This is a genomic window from Streptomyces paradoxus (assembly GCF_014202475.1).
Lineage (GTDB): Bacteria > Actinomycetota > Actinomycetes > Streptomycetales > Streptomycetaceae > Streptomyces > Streptomyces paradoxus.
On the sequence record NZ_JACHGV010000010.1, the window covers coordinates 277,860 to 292,818 of the forward strand.

Below are 14,959 nucleotides of genomic sequence, written 5' to 3' on the forward strand. Positions count from 1 at the left end.
ACAAACGCCCTTCGGTCACCTCGCCCCTACCTTTGATCCGTAGCACAGGACCACCCCCAACGCCGAAGGGCCGGAACGAACATGACCTCCACCCACGCCTTCTGGCTCGCCGGCCGCCAGGCCACCGGCGAGGACACCTTCGACGTCACCTCCCCCTGGGACGGGCGGCTCGTCGGCACGGTGAGCGTGCCGACGGACGCGCAGGTCGAGGAGGCCGTGGCCGCCGCGCACGCCGTCCTGGACGAGTTCGCCGCCACCCCCGCCCACGTCCGGGCCGCCGCCCTCGACCACGTCAGCAAGCGCCTCGTCGAGCGCACCGAGGAGATCGCGCGGCTGATCTCCGCCGAGAACGGCAAGCCCATGAAGTGGGCGCGCGGCGAGGTCGGCCGGGCCGTGTCGGTGTTCCGGTTCGCGTCCGAGGAGGCCCGGCGGTTCAACGGCGGCGAGGCCCAGCGCCTGGACACCGACCTCGGCGGCCAGGGCCGGCTCGCCCTCACCCGCCGCTTCCCCAAGGGCGTCGTGCTGGGCATCGCGCCCTTCAACTTCCCGCTGAACCTCTGCGCCCACAAGATCGCCCCGGCCATCGCCGCCGGCGCCCCCATCATCCTCAAGCCGGCCCCGGCGACCCCGCTGTCCGGCCTGATCATCGGCGAGCTGCTGGCCGAGACCGAGCTGCCCGCGGGCTCCTGGAGCATCCTGCCGGTCGCCAACGACAAGATGCCCGCCCTCGTGCAGGACGAGCGGCTGCCCGTCATCTCCTTCACCGGCTCCGAGAAGGTCGGCTACGCGATCATGGACTCGGTGCCGCGCAAGCACTGCACCCTGGAGCTGGGCGGCAACGGCGCGGCCGTCGTCCTCGCCGACTGGGCGAGCGACGAGGACCTGGAGTGGGCGGCGAACCGCATCGCCACCTTCTCCAACTACCAGGGCGGCCAGTCCTGCATCTCCGTGCAGCGGGTCATCGCCGACGCCTCGGTGTACGACCGGCTGCTGCCGCGCATCGTCGCCGCCGTCGAGGCCCAGGTCACCGGTGACCCGGGCGACGACAGCACGGATGTCGGCCCGCTGGTCAGCGAGGACGCCGCCAAGCGCGTCGAGTCGTGGGTCCAGGAGGCGGTCGACGCCGGTGCCGCGCTGCTCACCGGCGGCAAGCGCGACGGCGCCTCGTACGCGCCGACCGTCCTGGCCGACGTGCCGGCGGACGTCACGATCTCCTGCGAGGAGGTCTTCGGGCCGGTCCTCACCGTGCAGAAGGCGGACGGCGAGGCCGCGGCCTTCGCCGCCGTGAACGACTCCAAGTACGGCCTCCAGGCGGGTGTCTTCACCCACGACCTGCAGACCGCCTTCCGCGCCCACCGGGCCCTGGAGGTCGGCGGTGTCGTCATCGGCGACGTGCCGTCCTACCGCGCCGACCAGATGCCGTACGGCGGCGTCAAGCAGTCCGGCGTGGGCCGTGAGGGCGTGCGGTTCGCCATGGAGGACTACACCTACGAGCGGGTGCTGGTGCTGACCGGAATCAGCCTCTAGCTCATGGGAACCATTTTCATATAGGCTCTGCGAAGAGGCCCGGCACCGATGCCTTCCGGTGCCGGGCCTCTTCTCTGTGCCGGCCTGCTCCGGACCCTCAACCGGAGAAGCCGACGTGCGCGAGCCGCAGCGGGCCGCGCAGTCTGAGGTGCACGTCGTGGACGCCCGCGGCGGCGACGGACGCGCTGAGTGAGACGTAGTCGTACGGGCCCGGGGTCGGTGCTGCGGGCGACAGCACCGCGAGGACGGGGCCGCCGTCGAGGGACAGCTCGACCGTGCCCTCGCCGGCCACCTCCACCGTCACCTCGGAGATGCCCCGCCCGAAGTCGCAGGCGCGGTAGACGAGTTCGCCCGTCGCCGGGCCCGCCGGTGTCACCGCGTCGCCCGACACCTTCGTCCGGTCGACGATCTCGATGCCGCTGTACTCGTCGAACCCGGCCGCGGGGAGACCGTTCGCCACGACCGCGCGGGGCAGGGCCGGCTCGCCGACGAGCGTCACCACCGTGCGCAGCCGGACGTCCTCGCTGGACGCCCCCGCCAGCAGCTCGTACCCGCCCGGCTCCACCCGCCACCGGTCCTGGGCGACGTCCCAGAACGCGAAGGCGCTCAGCGGGACCTCGAAGCTCAGCTCGGCCGTCGCCCCCGGGGCGAGGGTGACGCGGCGGTGGTCCAGCAGCTCGCGGCGCGGACGCGGCACGGACGGCTCGACGGCCCGGGCGTAGAGCTGGGCGACCTCGTCGGCGGTGACATCACCGGTGTTGGTGACCGAGAAGGAGACGTGCACGGTCTCCTCTTCGGCCCGGGCCGTCAGGTCGCCGTACGCGAACCGGGCGTACGACAGGCCGTGCCCGAAGGGGAACAGGGGCGTCCCCTCGAAGTACAGGTACGTCTGACGGGAGCCGATGACGTCGTAGTCGAGGAGGCCGGGCAGGCCGGTGTCGTCGGCGTACCAGGTCTGCGGGAGGCGGCCGGCAGGGGAGACGTCGCCGGCCAGGACGCGGGCCAGGGCGGTGCCGGCCGCCTGGCCGCCGTGCGCGGTCCACAGCACGGCGGGCAGCCCGGCCGGGTCGACGGCGTACGGATAGGCGGAGACCAGCGCCAGCACGGTGGCCGGGTTCGCCGCGCGGGCCGCCCGCAGCAGCCGTTCCTGGTGGTCCGGCAGGCGCAGGGTCGTACGGTCCTCGGTCTCGCGCCCGTTGATGTACGGGTCGTTGCCCGCGACCACCACGACCACGTCGGCCGCCGCGGCGGCCCGCGCCACGGCCTCCTCGCCGCGCTCGGCGACGACCAGCTCGAAGACCTCGGCGCCCGCGTCGGCAACCTTCACGCCGCCGGCGGAGACAGACACGTGGCGACCCGTCCCCAGGTGCTTCAGGAGGTGCCCGTTCCCGTGCGGTTCCAGGCGGAAGGTCTCCTGCACGATCCAGCCGCCCGGCTGGTCGGCGGAGGCGCGGAGGCAGCCGTCGTCGGCGACCGACAGGTAGCGGCCGTCGGGGGCGCGCAGGGTCAGGACGCCCCCGCCCCAGTCGGCGAGCGCCAGTTCGGTGCCGTCCGCGTCGGTGGTGAGCGCGGGCAGGTCGGTGCGGCCGGTGAGCAGGGCCGGGTCGAGCGCGCCCTCGGCCCCGCGCACCTCGGTGGCGGCCCCCTCGGCCACCGGCACGTGCAGGAACGCACCGGTGGAGGTCTTCAGCCGGACCCGGTCCACGCCTTCCGTGAAATCCACCCGCTCCGCGCCGAACCGCGCGTGGAGGCCCTCCAGCGGGGTCGAGCGGTGGATGAGGGTGCCGCTGTACCAGTCGAGTTTGCACTCGTCGGCGAGCAGCCCGACCACCGCGACGCGGGTGTCCGGGGCGAGCGGCAGCACCCCGTCGTTCTTGAGCAGCACGATCGCCTGCTCGGCGGCCTCCTGGGCGAGGGCGCGGTGCGCCGGGGTGTCGAACGCGCCGGTGGCGTCGTGCGGGTCGTACTCCGGGTCGAACTCGCCGAGCCGGAAACGGACCGAGAGCTGGCGGCGGACGGCCGTGTCGACATCGGCCTCGGTCAGCAGACCGCGCTCCAGGGCGCCGCGCAGCCGCCCGGTCATCTGCGAGGAGTCCGTGCCGTGGTCGGTGAAGCTGTCGACCCCCGCGACGAGGGAGGCGGCGGTGGCCTCCTCGTGGGTGTCGAAGTAGTGCTCCGAGTCGACGAGGTTGCTCGGCGCGCCCGCGTCCGAACAGACCAGCAGCTCCTCGTCCGTCCAGGCGCGCAGGTGCTCGCGCAGGTACGGCGACACGTGGTTCGGGCGGCCGTTGACCAGGTTGTACGCCGGCATCACCCCGGCCACCGCGCCCGCCTCGACGGTCTCGCGGAAGGCCCGCAGGTCGTACTCGTGCAGCACACGCGGGCGCACCGAGCTCGATGTCGTGGAGCGGTCCGTCTCGTTGTTGTGGGCCAGCCAGTGCTTCAGCACGGGCGCGGTGCGCCAGTAGGTGGGGTGGTCGCCGCGCAGGCCGTGGGTGTAGGCCGTGGCGATCGCCGAGGTGAGCTTCGGATCCTCCGAGTAGCCCTCCTCGTTGCGGCCCCACAGGGGGTGGCGCAGCAGGTTGACCGTCGGGGACCAGACGTTGAGTCCGACCCGGTCGTCCCTGGCGCGCATCGCGCGGATCTCCTTGGACACGGCGTCGCCGACGCGCCGCACCAGCTCCGGGTTCCAGGTGGCGCCGAGGCCGACCGCCTGCGGGAACACTGTCGCCGGGCCCATCCACGCCACCCCGTGCAGGGCCTCCTGGCCGGTGCGGAAGGCGGCGATGCCGAGCCGCTCGACGGCCGGGGCGAACTGGTGCAGGAACGACGTCTTCTCGTCGAGGGTGAGCCGCCCCAGCAGGTCGTCGACGCGCTTCGCGAACGGCAGCTGCGGATCGCGGAACGGTTCGGTGGGCAGCGGAAGTTCGGTCACGTGGGGATCCCCCTGCGATGGATCGGCGAGGCGCTTTCGAAGCGCTTCGATGCTGGGTCGGCGACGGGTCGGGTGTCAAGAGCCGAGGCTGTCGCTTCAAGTCGTGCATGAGGAACGGTCCCCTCTCGCACCTGCGAGGAAGTTTGGGGACGACCCTTGTGCACCCTGGGGTGTTCACTTAACCTCACAGCAACATCGAAGCGCTTCGACTGCGGAAGCCTCTCTGGTCGAAGTGTCGCTTCTGCTCAGCCAGTTCCACTCGAGACACCGCAGCCGACGGCCTTCCGCCGGGTGTCCTGGTGCGCCATGAAGGGTTGACGCAATGACGCCGAACGCCGCCTCCGCCTCCTCCGGACCGAGCCGGAGAAGCTTCCTCGCCTCCACGGCGGTCGCCACCGCGGCCGTGGCGGGCGGGATGCCACTGCTCGCCGCGTGCGGCGGGTCGGAGGGTGGTTCGCGGGACGGCACCACGTCGGGCAAGGACGCGAAGAAGATCCTGCCGGCGTATGTGGCGAGCAACGTGGTGAAGCCGGACATCCCTGCCAAGAACGGCTCGGCCATGGGCTTCACCAGCAAGCTGGACCTCTCCACCCTCAAGACCTCGGTCACGAAGAAGCTCGGCAAGGGCGGCAAGGTCACCGTCATGGCGCCGTTCTGGGGTTCGCCGCCGAAGCAGAACAACGCCTACTACACGGCGATGAACGACCTGATCGGCGTCGACGTCGTCTGGCAGAACCAGGACGGCAACACCTATGACCAGAAGCTCGGCGCGGTCCTCGCCTCCAGCGACGTCCCGGACGTGGTGGTCGTCCCCGGCTGGAACATGGGCGGCAAGATACCCAGCGCCATCATCAGCAAGTTCGCCGACCTCGGCCCCTACCTGTCCGGGGACAAGGTCAAGGAGTATCCGAACCTCGCGGCGATCCCGACCGACGCCTGGCAGCGTTCCATCTTCGGCGGCAAGCTGCGCGGCCTGCCCATGCCGGCGCCGTCCGCCCCCTCCATGGTGCCTCTGTACCGGCAGGACATCTTCGAGAAGGAGGGCTACGAGGTCCCGAAGTCCTGCGACGAGTTCATGGCCCTGGCCAAGGAGATCACCAACGCCAAGGCCAAGCGGTGGGCCTGCCTGGACATGAAGTGGACCGCCTTCCAGGCTTTCGGTGTGCTCTCGGGATCCGAGAAGCCGCTCGGCTGGAACCTCGTCGACGGCAAGCTCGTCAACCGCATCGAGACCGAAGAGTTCCTCGAGGCGCTGGAGTGGTCCCGGAAGCTCTTCGCCGCCGGGGTCGTCCACCCCGACTCCAAGATGGGCAAGAACGCACCCGACCCGGGTCCCAAGTTCGCGGCGGGCGAGTTCCTGATCTACCCCAACAACATCTCCCAGTGGTGGGGCCGCACCGCTGAACAGGCCACTCAGAACCCGGACTTCAAGATCTGGGGCATGGACGTCTGGGGCCACGACGGCGGCGACCCCATCCTGTGGGCCGACCAGCCCGCCGGCATCTTCGCCTTCGTCAGCAAGAAGGCCTCCGAGTCGGTCATCCGCGACGTGCTGGCCGTCGCCAATGTCACCGCGGCGCCGTACGGCACCAAGGAGTACATGATGACCAACTACGGCGTCGAAGGCACCCACTACACCGTCAAGGACGGCGTCCCCGTCAAGTCCGACAAGGGCAACATCGAGGTGATGAACGCCTACGTCATGGTCGCGAGCCCCGCCGCGACCCTCGCGCACCCCGACTTCCCCGAGGTCGCCAAGGGCCAGGTCGAGTGGCAGCAGCGCATGGGCGCCTTCGCCAAGAAGTCCTCCTTCTGGGGCATGCAGATCACCGAGCCCGCCCGGTACACCAACCTCTCGAACGACGTCGAGCAGCTCGAGGACGACATCGTCCGCGGCCGGAAGAAGATCAGCGACATGCAGCAGTTCGTATCCGACTGGAAGAGCAAGGGCGGCGACAAGCTGCGCGACTGGTACCAGAAGCTTCTCGACGAGAACGGCTCGGCGGCGAGCTGACCAGGCTCTGAGGCAAGGAGAACTGCCGTGTCCCACAGCACGGTGCCTCGGAGCAGCACCGAGGCCGGAACGCTCGAGAAGGTCCCGGTGGCGTCCGGTGACACCACCGGTTTCCGGGAGAAGCCACCTGCGGGCAAGCTGAGCCTCCGCCACAGGTTCCGACGCGATCGCGTCCTGGTGCTCATGACGCTGCCGGCCGTCCTGCTGGTGCTGGTCTTCAACTACCTGCCCATCCTCGGCAATGTCGTCGCCTTCCAGGACTACGACCCCTACATCAGCGACAACGGCATCGTCTCCATCCTGAACAGCCCCTTCGTGGGCGTGGAGAACTTCCAGCGGATCTTCGAGGACTCGGCTTTCTGGAACGCCGTCGAGAACACGCTGGTGCTGTTCTTCGTCCAGCTCCTGCTGTTCTTCCCGATCCCGATCCTGCTCGCTCTGCTCATCAACAGCGTGGTCCGGCCCCGCGTACGGGCCGTCGCGCAGGCGGTGCTCTACCTGCCGCACTTCTTCTCGTGGGTGCTGGTCATCGCCGTCTTCCAGCAGATGTTCGGCGGCGCGGGAATGCTCTCCCAGCTGCTGCGCCAGAACGGGTACGACGGCATCGACATCATGACCAACCCGGACACCTTCCCCTTCCTGCTCACCGCGGAGAGCGTGTGGAAGGACGCCGGGTGGGGGATCATCGTCTTCCTCGCCGCCCTGGCGTCGGTCAGCCCGGACCTGTACGAGGCCGCCGCGATGGACGGTGCGGGACGCTGGCGCCGCATGTGGCACGTCACCCTCCCCGCCCTGCGGCCGGTCATCGCGCTCCTGCTCGTGCTGCGCGTCGGCGACGCCCTGACCGTCGGGTTCGAACAGATCCTGCTGCAACGCGACGCCGTCGGACCGGGTGCGGGAGAGGTCCTCGACACCTTCGTGTGGTGGAACGGTGTGCGCAACCAGGACTTCAGCTACGCGGCCGCCGCCGGTCTCATCAAGGGCGTGGTCAGCATCGGCCTGGTCCTGGCCGCGAACAAGGTGGCCCATCTCATGGGCGAGCAGGGGGTGTACAAGAAGTGACCGCCGTCATCGAGAAACCGGCGAACAAGCCGCGCCCGTGGACCGCGCCGCCCCGCCCCGCGTGGGAGGAGGAGCCTTCCAAGGCCGGCCTCGCGGGCAAGGGCATCGCCCTGTCGTTCGCCTGCCTGGCGATCCTCTTCCCGCTGTGGATCGTGATCGTCACCAGCCTGTCCTCGCGGAAGACCATCGACGAGGCGGGGGGCCTGGTGCTGGTGCCCAAGGGCATCACGTTCATCGCGTACCAGGAACTGCTCAGCGGCGGCCAGGTCACCCGCGCCGCGATCATCAGCATCCTCGTCACCCTGGTCGGCACGCTGTTCTCCATGGCGGTGTCCGTGCTGTGCGCCTACGGCCTCTCCCGTAGCGGATCCCTCGGCCACCGCTGGATCCTGATGACGCTGCTGGCGACCATGTTCTTCAGCGCCGGCCTCATTCCCACGTACCTGCTCGTGCAGTCCCTCGGCCTGATGGACAGCTATCTCGCGCTGATCCTGCCGAGCGCGATCAGCGTCTTCAACATCCTGGTGCTGCGTGGCTTCTTCATGGGGATCTCACAGGAACTCATCGACAGCGCACGCATCGACGGTGCCGGAGACTTCCGCATCCTCCAGCAGATCGTCATGCCGCTGTCGCGGGCCGTCCTCGCGGTGATCACACTGTTCTACGCCGTCGGGTACTGGAGTGCCTGGTTCAACGCGTCGCTCTACCTGAACGACCAGGACATGATGCCGTTGCAGAACGTCATGATCCAGCTCGTGCAGAAGCAGGAAGCGCCGGTCGGCCTGGGCCAGGCCATCAAGACCGGTCAGTTGTCGGGGCTGGCGGTGCAGATGGCGGTCATGGTGATGGCCCTCTTGCCGGTTGCCGTGCTGTCGCCCTTCGTCCAGAGGCACTTCAAGAAGGGCATGCTCACCGGGGCCGTCAAGGGCTGACGCCCTTTCCCGAGGTCTCGCCGCAGGGCTGCCGGTCATGTGTCGTTCGCGGCTAGTCGTGGTTGCTCGCGCAGTTCCCCGCGCCCCTGAGGGCACCCACTTCCCCCCTCTTGGCAAGAACCGAGGTATCTCATGAGCACGTTTCACCTCAGCAGACGTTCCGTGCTGGCCGGGACCGCGGTCGCCGCCGCAGCCGTCTCCCTGCCGCTGACCCAGGGGCGCGCACAAGCCGCCGCCCCTGCGAAGAGCGGGTACCGCTGGCGCAACGCCGTCCAGGGCGGCACGGGATTCATCACCGGGGTGCTGTTCCACCCCTCCGCCAAGGGGCTCGCCTACCTCCGCACCGACATCGGCGGTGCCTACCGCTGGGACGACCGGAGGGACCGGTGGCTCCCGCTGACCGACCACATCGGCTGGGACGACTGGAACCTGCTCGGTGTGGAGGCCATGGCCGTCGACCCGGCGCATCCGGACCGGGTCTACCTCGCCCTGGGCACGTACGCGCAGTCCTGGGCCGGCAACGGGGCCGTGCTGCGTTCGGAGGACCGCGGCGCGACCTGGCAGCGCACCGACCTCACCGTGAAGCTCGGGGCCAACGAGGACGGGCGCGGCTGCGGCGAGCGGCTGCTGGTGGATCCCCGGGACAGCGACACCCTGTGGCTCGGCACCCGGCGCGACGGGCTGCTCAGATCCACCGACCGGGGCGCCAGTTGGCAGGCCGTGAGTTTCCCGGCCGAGCCGAGCGCCACCGGCCAGGGCATCACGCTCCTGGTCGCCGCCGGCCGCAGCGTCTACGCCGGCTGGGGCGACTCCGACGGCACCTCCGCGAACCTCTACCGCACCACTGACGGCGCCACCTGGGAGGCCGTCCCGGGGCAGCCCGCCGGCACTGCCGCCAAGGTTCCGATCCGGGCCGCGTACGACCGGCACACCCGCGAGCTGTACGTGACGTACGCCAACGCCCCCGGCCCGAACGGGCAGTCCGACGGCAGCGTGCACAAGCTGCGGACGCCGAACGGGAAGTGGACCGAGGTCACCCCGGTGAAGCCGGGCGGCACGACGGCCGACGGCTCCGCCGACTCCTTCGGCTACGGCGGTGTCGCCGTCGACGCCCGCCGGCCCGGCACGCTCGTCGTCTCGACGAACAACCGCTGGGCCGACATCGACACCGTCTTCCGCTCCACCGACGGCGGCCGCACCTGGACGTCCCTGAAGGACAAGGCCGTTCTTGACGTGTCCGAGACGCCGTACCTCAACTGGGGCGGCGACAAGCCGAAGTTCGGCTGGTGGATCCAGGCCGTCGGGCTCGACCCGTACGACTCCCGGCACGTGGTCTACGGCACCGGCGCGACCCTCTACGGCACTCGCGACCTCCAGCACTGGGCCCCGCAGATCCGCGGTGTGGAGGAGGCGTCCGTCCGCCAGCTGGTCTCGCCCCCGACCGGTCAGGCGCACCTGCTCAGTGGCTCCGGGGACATCGGCGTGATGTACCACGAGCGGCTCACCTCGTCGCCGTCGCGGGGCATGGCGTCGAACCCGGTGTTCGGCACGGCGACGGGCCTGTCGCTGGCCGCCGCCAAGCCGTCGTACGTGGTCCGGTCCGGCTGGGGGGACAACGGCAACGGCGCCTTCTCGAACGACGGCGGCAAGACCTGGGCCCCCTTCAAGACCCAGCCGGACGTCGCCAAGTCCGCGCCGGGCCCGATCGCCACCAATGCCGACGGCAGCGTGCTGCTGTGGTCCTTCGGCACGGCCTACCCCGGCCACCGCTCGGCGGACAACGGCGCCGGCTGGTCCGAGGTCACCTCCTTCCCGAAGGGCGCCACACCGGTCGCGGACCCCGTCGACCCGGCCCGCTTCTACGCCTTCGACACCACCACCGGCACGCTGTTCGCCAGCACCGACAGCGGCCGGACCTTCACCGCGAGGGCCACCGGCCTCAACTCGGGGGACAGCGAGTTCCAGCTCGTCGCCGCCCCGTGCCGCTCCGGCGACCTCTGGCTGAGCCTGAAGTGGAACGGGCTGTACCGCTCGACCGACGGCGGCGCGACCTTCACCAAGGTGAGCAGCTGCTGGGCCTCGTACACGCTCGGATTCGGCAAGGCGGCCGAGGGTGCCTCCTACCCGGCGATCTACCTGGTCGGCTCCACGGACGCCGTCACGGGCGTCTACCGCTCCGACGACGAAGCCGGGACCTGGACGCGGATCAACGACGACCGGCACCAGTGGGGCTGGATCGGCGCCGCCGTCACCGGCGACCCGCGGATCCACGGACGGGTCTACATCGCCACCAACGGCCGCGGCGTGCAGTACGGGGAGCCCGTCTGATGCCCGACCTGAGTGAGGTGACCAGGGGGCGGTTGCTCTTCGGAGGCGACTACAACCCCGAGCAGTGGCCCGAGGCAACCTGGCACGAGGACGTGCGGCTGATGAAGGCCGCCCGCGTCAACTCGGTCACGCTCGGTGTCTTCTCCTGGTCGATGCTCGAACCGGAGCCGGGGGCCAGGGAGTTCGGCCGCCTGGACACGCTGATGGACCTGATGCACGAGAACGGCATCGGGGTCGTCCTCGCCACGCCCACCTCCTCGCCTCCGCCCTGGATGGGCCGGCTGCACCCCGACACCCTGCCCGTCACCGAGGACGGCCGCACCGAGTGGTGGGGCGGCCGGCAGCACTTCTCGCACTCCAGCGCCACCTACCGGCGCTACGCCGCTGCCATCACCGAGGACCTGGCCGCCCGCTACGGCGGCCATCCGGCCCTGACGATGTGGCACATCAACAACGAGTACTGCACCTACGACTACGGCGACGAGGCAGCGGCCGCCTTCCGCCGCTGGCTGCGCGAGAGGTACCGCACGCTCGATGCCCTCAACGAGGCCTGGGGCACCGCCTTCTGGAGCCAGGGCTACGACACCTGGGACGGCATCCTGCCGCCCCGCCTGCCGCACTACCTGCGCAACCCCGGCCAGGTCCTGGACTTCCGCCGTTTCACCTCCGACATGCTCCTGGAGTGTTACACCGCCGAGCGGGACATCGTCCGGCGGCACACCCCGCACCTGCCGGTCACCAGCAACTTCATGCCCCTGTGGTTCGGGCAGGACGCCTGGCGCTGGGCCGAGGAGGAGGACGTCGTCTCCGTCGACCTCTACCCCGACCCGCGCGACCCCCTCGGCGCCCAGCACGGCGCCCTGGTCCAGGACATGACCCGCTCCCAGGCGCGCGGGCCCTGGATGCTGATGGAGCAGGCGGCCGGGCCGGTCAACTGGCGGGGTGTGAACCACCCCAAGCCGCGCGGCCTCAACCGGCTGTGGTCCCTCCAGGCCGTGGCCCGGGGCGCCGACGCCGTCTGCTACTTCCAGTGGCGCCAGTCCCGGCAGGGAGCGGAGAAGTTCCACTCCGGCATGGTCAGCCACGCGGGGGAGGAGGGCCGCACGTACCAGGAGGTCAAGCGGCTCGGGGCCGACCTGGAGCGGATCGCGCCCGAGGTGACCGGCCGGCACCTCAGCGCGGACGTCGCCGTCCTGCACGACTGGCACGCCTGGTGGGCCGGTGCCCAGGACGGCCGGCTGTCCGGCCGGGTGGAGTACCCGGACGTCCTGCGCGCCTGGCACCGGGCCCTGTGGCAGGCGCACCTCACCACCGACTTCGCCCACCCCGAGCACGACCTGACGCCGTACGCGCTGGTCGTCGTGCCACAGCTGTACGCGCTCACCGACGCGGCGATCGACAACCTCCTCGCCTACGTGCGGCAGGGCGGCACCCTCGTCTGCGGGTTCCAGACCGGCGTCGCCGACGAGGACGACCGGGTCCGCCCCGGCGGCATGGACGCCCGGCTGCGCCAGCTGTTCGGCATCCGCACGCTGCACGAGTGGTGGCCCCTGGACGAGGGGGAGAGCGTCGCCTGCGAGGGCTTCGGCGGCACGCTGTGGTCCGAGGAACTGGAGGGAGACGGCACCGCCGAGGAGACCGTCCCCTACAAGGGCGGCGAACTCGACGGACTGCCCGCCGTCCTGCGCAAGGGCCGGGCCTGGTACGTCTCCACGCTCCCCGAGCCGGAGGCGCTGCGCGGCATGCTCGCCTCGATCGCCGACGGCGTGGGCGTCCGGCCGGTGCTCGACGGGCTCCCCGAGCAGGTCGAGGCCGTACGCCGGGGCGAGGTGCTGTTCGTGCTCAACCACGGCCCCGAGCCGGTGACCGTGGACGTTCCCGGCACCCACCGCGACCTGCTGACCGGTGCGGACGTCACCGACCGGGTCACCCTCGACCGCCACGGGGCGGCGGTGCTCCGGCCATGACCGCCTCCGCCCCCGTCCACGGCACCTGGGAGCCGCACCCGGCCGCCCGCTGGGAGGACGCCTTCCTCAGCGGCAACGGCCGGCACGGCGTGATGGTGCTCGGTGATCCGCACGCCGAGCGGGTCGTCGTCACGCACCACACCCTGGTGCGGCCCAACGGCCGGGACCCCCGCCCCCCGCGGCTCGCCGACGACCTGCCCGGGCTCCAGGACCGCCTGCTGGCAGGCGACGTGAGAGCCGCCGAGGACTTCACGGACGGCCGCCCGCTCCAGTGGGTGCAGCCCTTCCACCCCGCCTTCCAGATCCGGCTGCGGCGGCCCGCCGACACCTGCCACGACTACCGCCGCGACGTCGACTTCACGACCGGCGTGGTGCGGGCGGCCTGCGCCGGGTGGACCAGCCGCGTCTTCGTCTCCCGCGCCGACGACGTGATCGTCCAGCAGGTCACCGGCCCCGGCCTCACCCTCGGCATCGACCTCGACCCCCACCTGCCCGGCGCCCCCGCCGGCCTGGGCATCGGCCACGGAGCCGTCCTCACCCCCGAGGGCGCCCTGCTCAGCCTGCGCGCCCGCTACCCGGACGGCGACCGGGCCTGCACCGGCGTCACCCAGGTCACCGTCACCGGCGGCACGACCACCCTGGTGCCCCCGGGCGTGCGCATCGAGGGCGCCCGGTCCGTGCTGCTCCTCACCCGGGTGCACCGGCACACCGGCGAACTGGACGTGGTCGCCGAGGGCCGCGCCCTGCGCGACCTGCCCGGTGCGTACGACGAGCTCCTCGACCGCCACACCGCCCTGCACCGCACCGCCTACGAGCGCGTCACCCTCGACCTCGCCGCCGACCCCGCCGAACGGTCCCTGCCCGGCTCCGAGTTGCTCAAGCAGCCCCGCGGCGCCGCCCTGCTGGAACGCCTCTTCGCCGCCGGGCGCTACCACCTGCTCTCCGCGAGCGGTCTCTTCCCGCCCCGCCTGACCGGACTGTGGACCGGCGACTGGAACACCGCCTGGTCGGGCGCGTTCACCAACGACGCCAACCTCAGCCTCCAGACCGCCTCGGCCGCTGCCGCAGCCCTCCCCGAGGTCACCGAGGCCCTCGCGAACCTGGTCCACCGCCAGCTCCCCGACTGGCGGGACAACGCCCGCGCGATCTTCGGCACCCGGGGCGCCGTGGCCCCCGCCCACACCGACGGTGAGTCCGGCCACTCCTACCACTACAACCGCGAGTACCCGCTGCACCTGTGGACCGCCGGCGCCGACTGGCTCCTCAAGCCGCTCGCCGACCACGACGAGACCCACGGCACCCGCGACCCCCGCACCGCCGCCGCCTTCGCCGAAGTCGCCCTGTTCTACGAGGACTTTCTCACCAGGACGGACGAGAACGGCCACCTCGTCGTCGTGCCCTCCTACTCACCGGAGAACCGCCCGGCCAACGCGAGCTGGGGCACGATCAACGCCGCCATGGACCTCTCCGCGGCCCGCCACGCCCTGCGCACGGCGGCCGCCTACCACCCGGACACCCCGGAGGCCGCCCGCTGGCACGCCCTCGCCGACCGGCTTCCGCCGCACCGGATCAACGAGGACGGAGCCCTCGCCGAATGGGCCTGGCCCGGCCTGACGGACTCCTACGACCACCGCCACCTCAGCCACCTCTACGGTGTCTGGCCGCTCGACGAGATCACCCCCTACGACAGCCCCGAACTCGCGGCCGCCGCCCACCGCGCCCTCGAACTGCGCGGCGCCGAGAACGACTCCGCGCACGGCCACCTCCACCACGCCCTCGTCGCGGCCCGGCTCCGGGACGCGGGCCGCGTCGCCCACGCCCTCGGCCAGGTCCTGGACGGCGACTTCTTCCACGCCTCCCTGATGAGCGCCCACTACCCGAAGCGCGACGTCTACAACGCCGACGCCGCCCACACGCTGCCCGCCGTGCTGATCGAGATGCTCGTCCAGTCGACCCCCGACCGGCTGGTCCTGCTGCCCGCGCTGCCGTCGGCGTACCCCGAAGGCGCCCTGCGCGGGGTACGCACCCGGTTCGGGGCCGGGCTCGACCTCACCTGGACGCGGGACGGTGCCACCGCCGTCATCAGGCCCGGCCGCACCCACCGCGTCGAACTCCGCACTTCCTCCGGCGCAGAATCCCTCCACCTGGTCGCCGGAGAGGACCGCGTCCTCACCCTGAGGACGCGGTAGTTCCC

8 protein-coding genes are annotated in these 14,959 nt (G+C 71.3%); 7 read left to right on the plus strand and 1 reads right to left on the minus strand.

The features are described from left to right. The first annotated feature begins 81 nt into the window (after positions 1-81). Complete coding sequence (locus HNR57_RS30130) at positions 82-1,527, plus strand: aldehyde dehydrogenase family protein (RefSeq protein ID WP_184564890.1); 1,446 nt, start codon at positions 82-84, stop codon at positions 1,525-1,527. Between the two features lie 97 nt (positions 1,528-1,624). On the opposite strand, the gene HNR57_RS30135 is transcribed toward HNR57_RS30130, so the two are convergent. After that, positions 1,625-4,462 carry a glycoside hydrolase family 3 C-terminal domain-containing protein gene (locus tag HNR57_RS30135; protein ID WP_184564892.1) on the minus strand — a complete coding sequence of 946 codons (2,838 nt, stop codon included), beginning with the start codon at positions 4,460-4,462 and terminating at the stop codon, positions 1,625-1,627. A 322-nt stretch (positions 4,463-4,784) separates the two neighbouring features. Here HNR57_RS30135 and HNR57_RS30140 point away from each other — a divergent pair, with 322 nt between their 5' ends. The 6 genes from HNR57_RS30140 (at position 4,785) to HNR57_RS30165 (ending at position 14,954) form a co-directional block, all read left to right on the plus strand. Next, the gene (locus tag HNR57_RS30140) at positions 4,785-6,476 is read left to right on the plus strand and encodes an extracellular solute-binding protein (RefSeq protein ID WP_184564894.1); all 1,692 of its coding nucleotides are present in this window, start codon (positions 4,785-4,787) and stop codon (positions 6,474-6,476) included. Between the two features lie 27 nt (positions 6,477-6,503). Then, positions 6,504-7,538 (plus strand): ABC transporter permease, encoded by a 1,035-nt coding sequence (locus HNR57_RS30145; protein ID WP_184564897.1) that lies wholly within the window; start codon positions 6,504-6,506, stop codon positions 7,536-7,538. Then, positions 7,535-8,470 carry a carbohydrate ABC transporter permease gene (locus HNR57_RS30150; RefSeq protein ID WP_184564899.1) on the plus strand — a complete coding sequence of 312 codons (936 nt, stop codon included), beginning with the start codon at positions 7,535-7,537 and terminating at the stop codon, positions 8,468-8,470. The genes HNR57_RS30145 and HNR57_RS30150 overlap by 4 nt, the downstream gene beginning before the upstream one ends. A gap of 132 nt (positions 8,471-8,602) precedes the next feature. Beyond that, complete coding sequence (locus tag HNR57_RS30155; protein ID WP_184564901.1) at positions 8,603-10,798, plus strand: sialidase family protein; 2,196 nt, start codon at positions 8,603-8,605, stop codon at positions 10,796-10,798. Continuing rightward, positions 10,798-12,765, plus strand: coding sequence for a beta-galactosidase (locus HNR57_RS30160; protein WP_184564903.1), 1,968 nt, complete (start codon positions 10,798-10,800; stop codon positions 12,763-12,765). Before HNR57_RS30155 ends, HNR57_RS30160 begins: the two co-directional genes overlap by 1 nt. Continuing rightward, positions 12,762-14,954, plus strand: coding sequence for a glycosyl hydrolase family 95 catalytic domain-containing protein (locus HNR57_RS30165; protein ID WP_184564905.1), 2,193 nt, complete (start codon positions 12,762-12,764; stop codon positions 14,952-14,954). The genes HNR57_RS30160 and HNR57_RS30165 overlap by 4 nt, the downstream gene beginning before the upstream one ends. The last annotated feature ends 5 nt before the right edge of the window (positions 14,955-14,959 follow it).

Bases quoted from the DNA above. Each gene is read 5' to 3' on its own strand.
- HNR57_RS30130 (WP_184564890.1), top strand. From the start codon at position 82: ATGACCTCCACCCACGCCTTCTGGCTCGCCGGCCGCCAGGCCACCGGC.
- HNR57_RS30140 (WP_184564894.1), top strand. From the start codon at position 4,785: ATGACGCCGAACGCCGCCTCCGCCTCCTCCGGACCGAGCCGGAGAAGC.
- HNR57_RS30155 (WP_184564901.1), top strand. From the start codon at position 8,603: ATGAGCACGTTTCACCTCAGCAGACGTTCCGTGCTGGCCGGGACCGCG.
- HNR57_RS30160 (WP_184564903.1), top strand. From the start codon at position 10,798: ATGCCCGACCTGAGTGAGGTGACCAGGGGGCGGTTGCTCTTCGGAGGC.
- HNR57_RS30165 (WP_184564905.1), top strand. From the start codon at position 12,762: ATGACCGCCTCCGCCCCCGTCCACGGCACCTGGGAGCCGCACCCGGCC.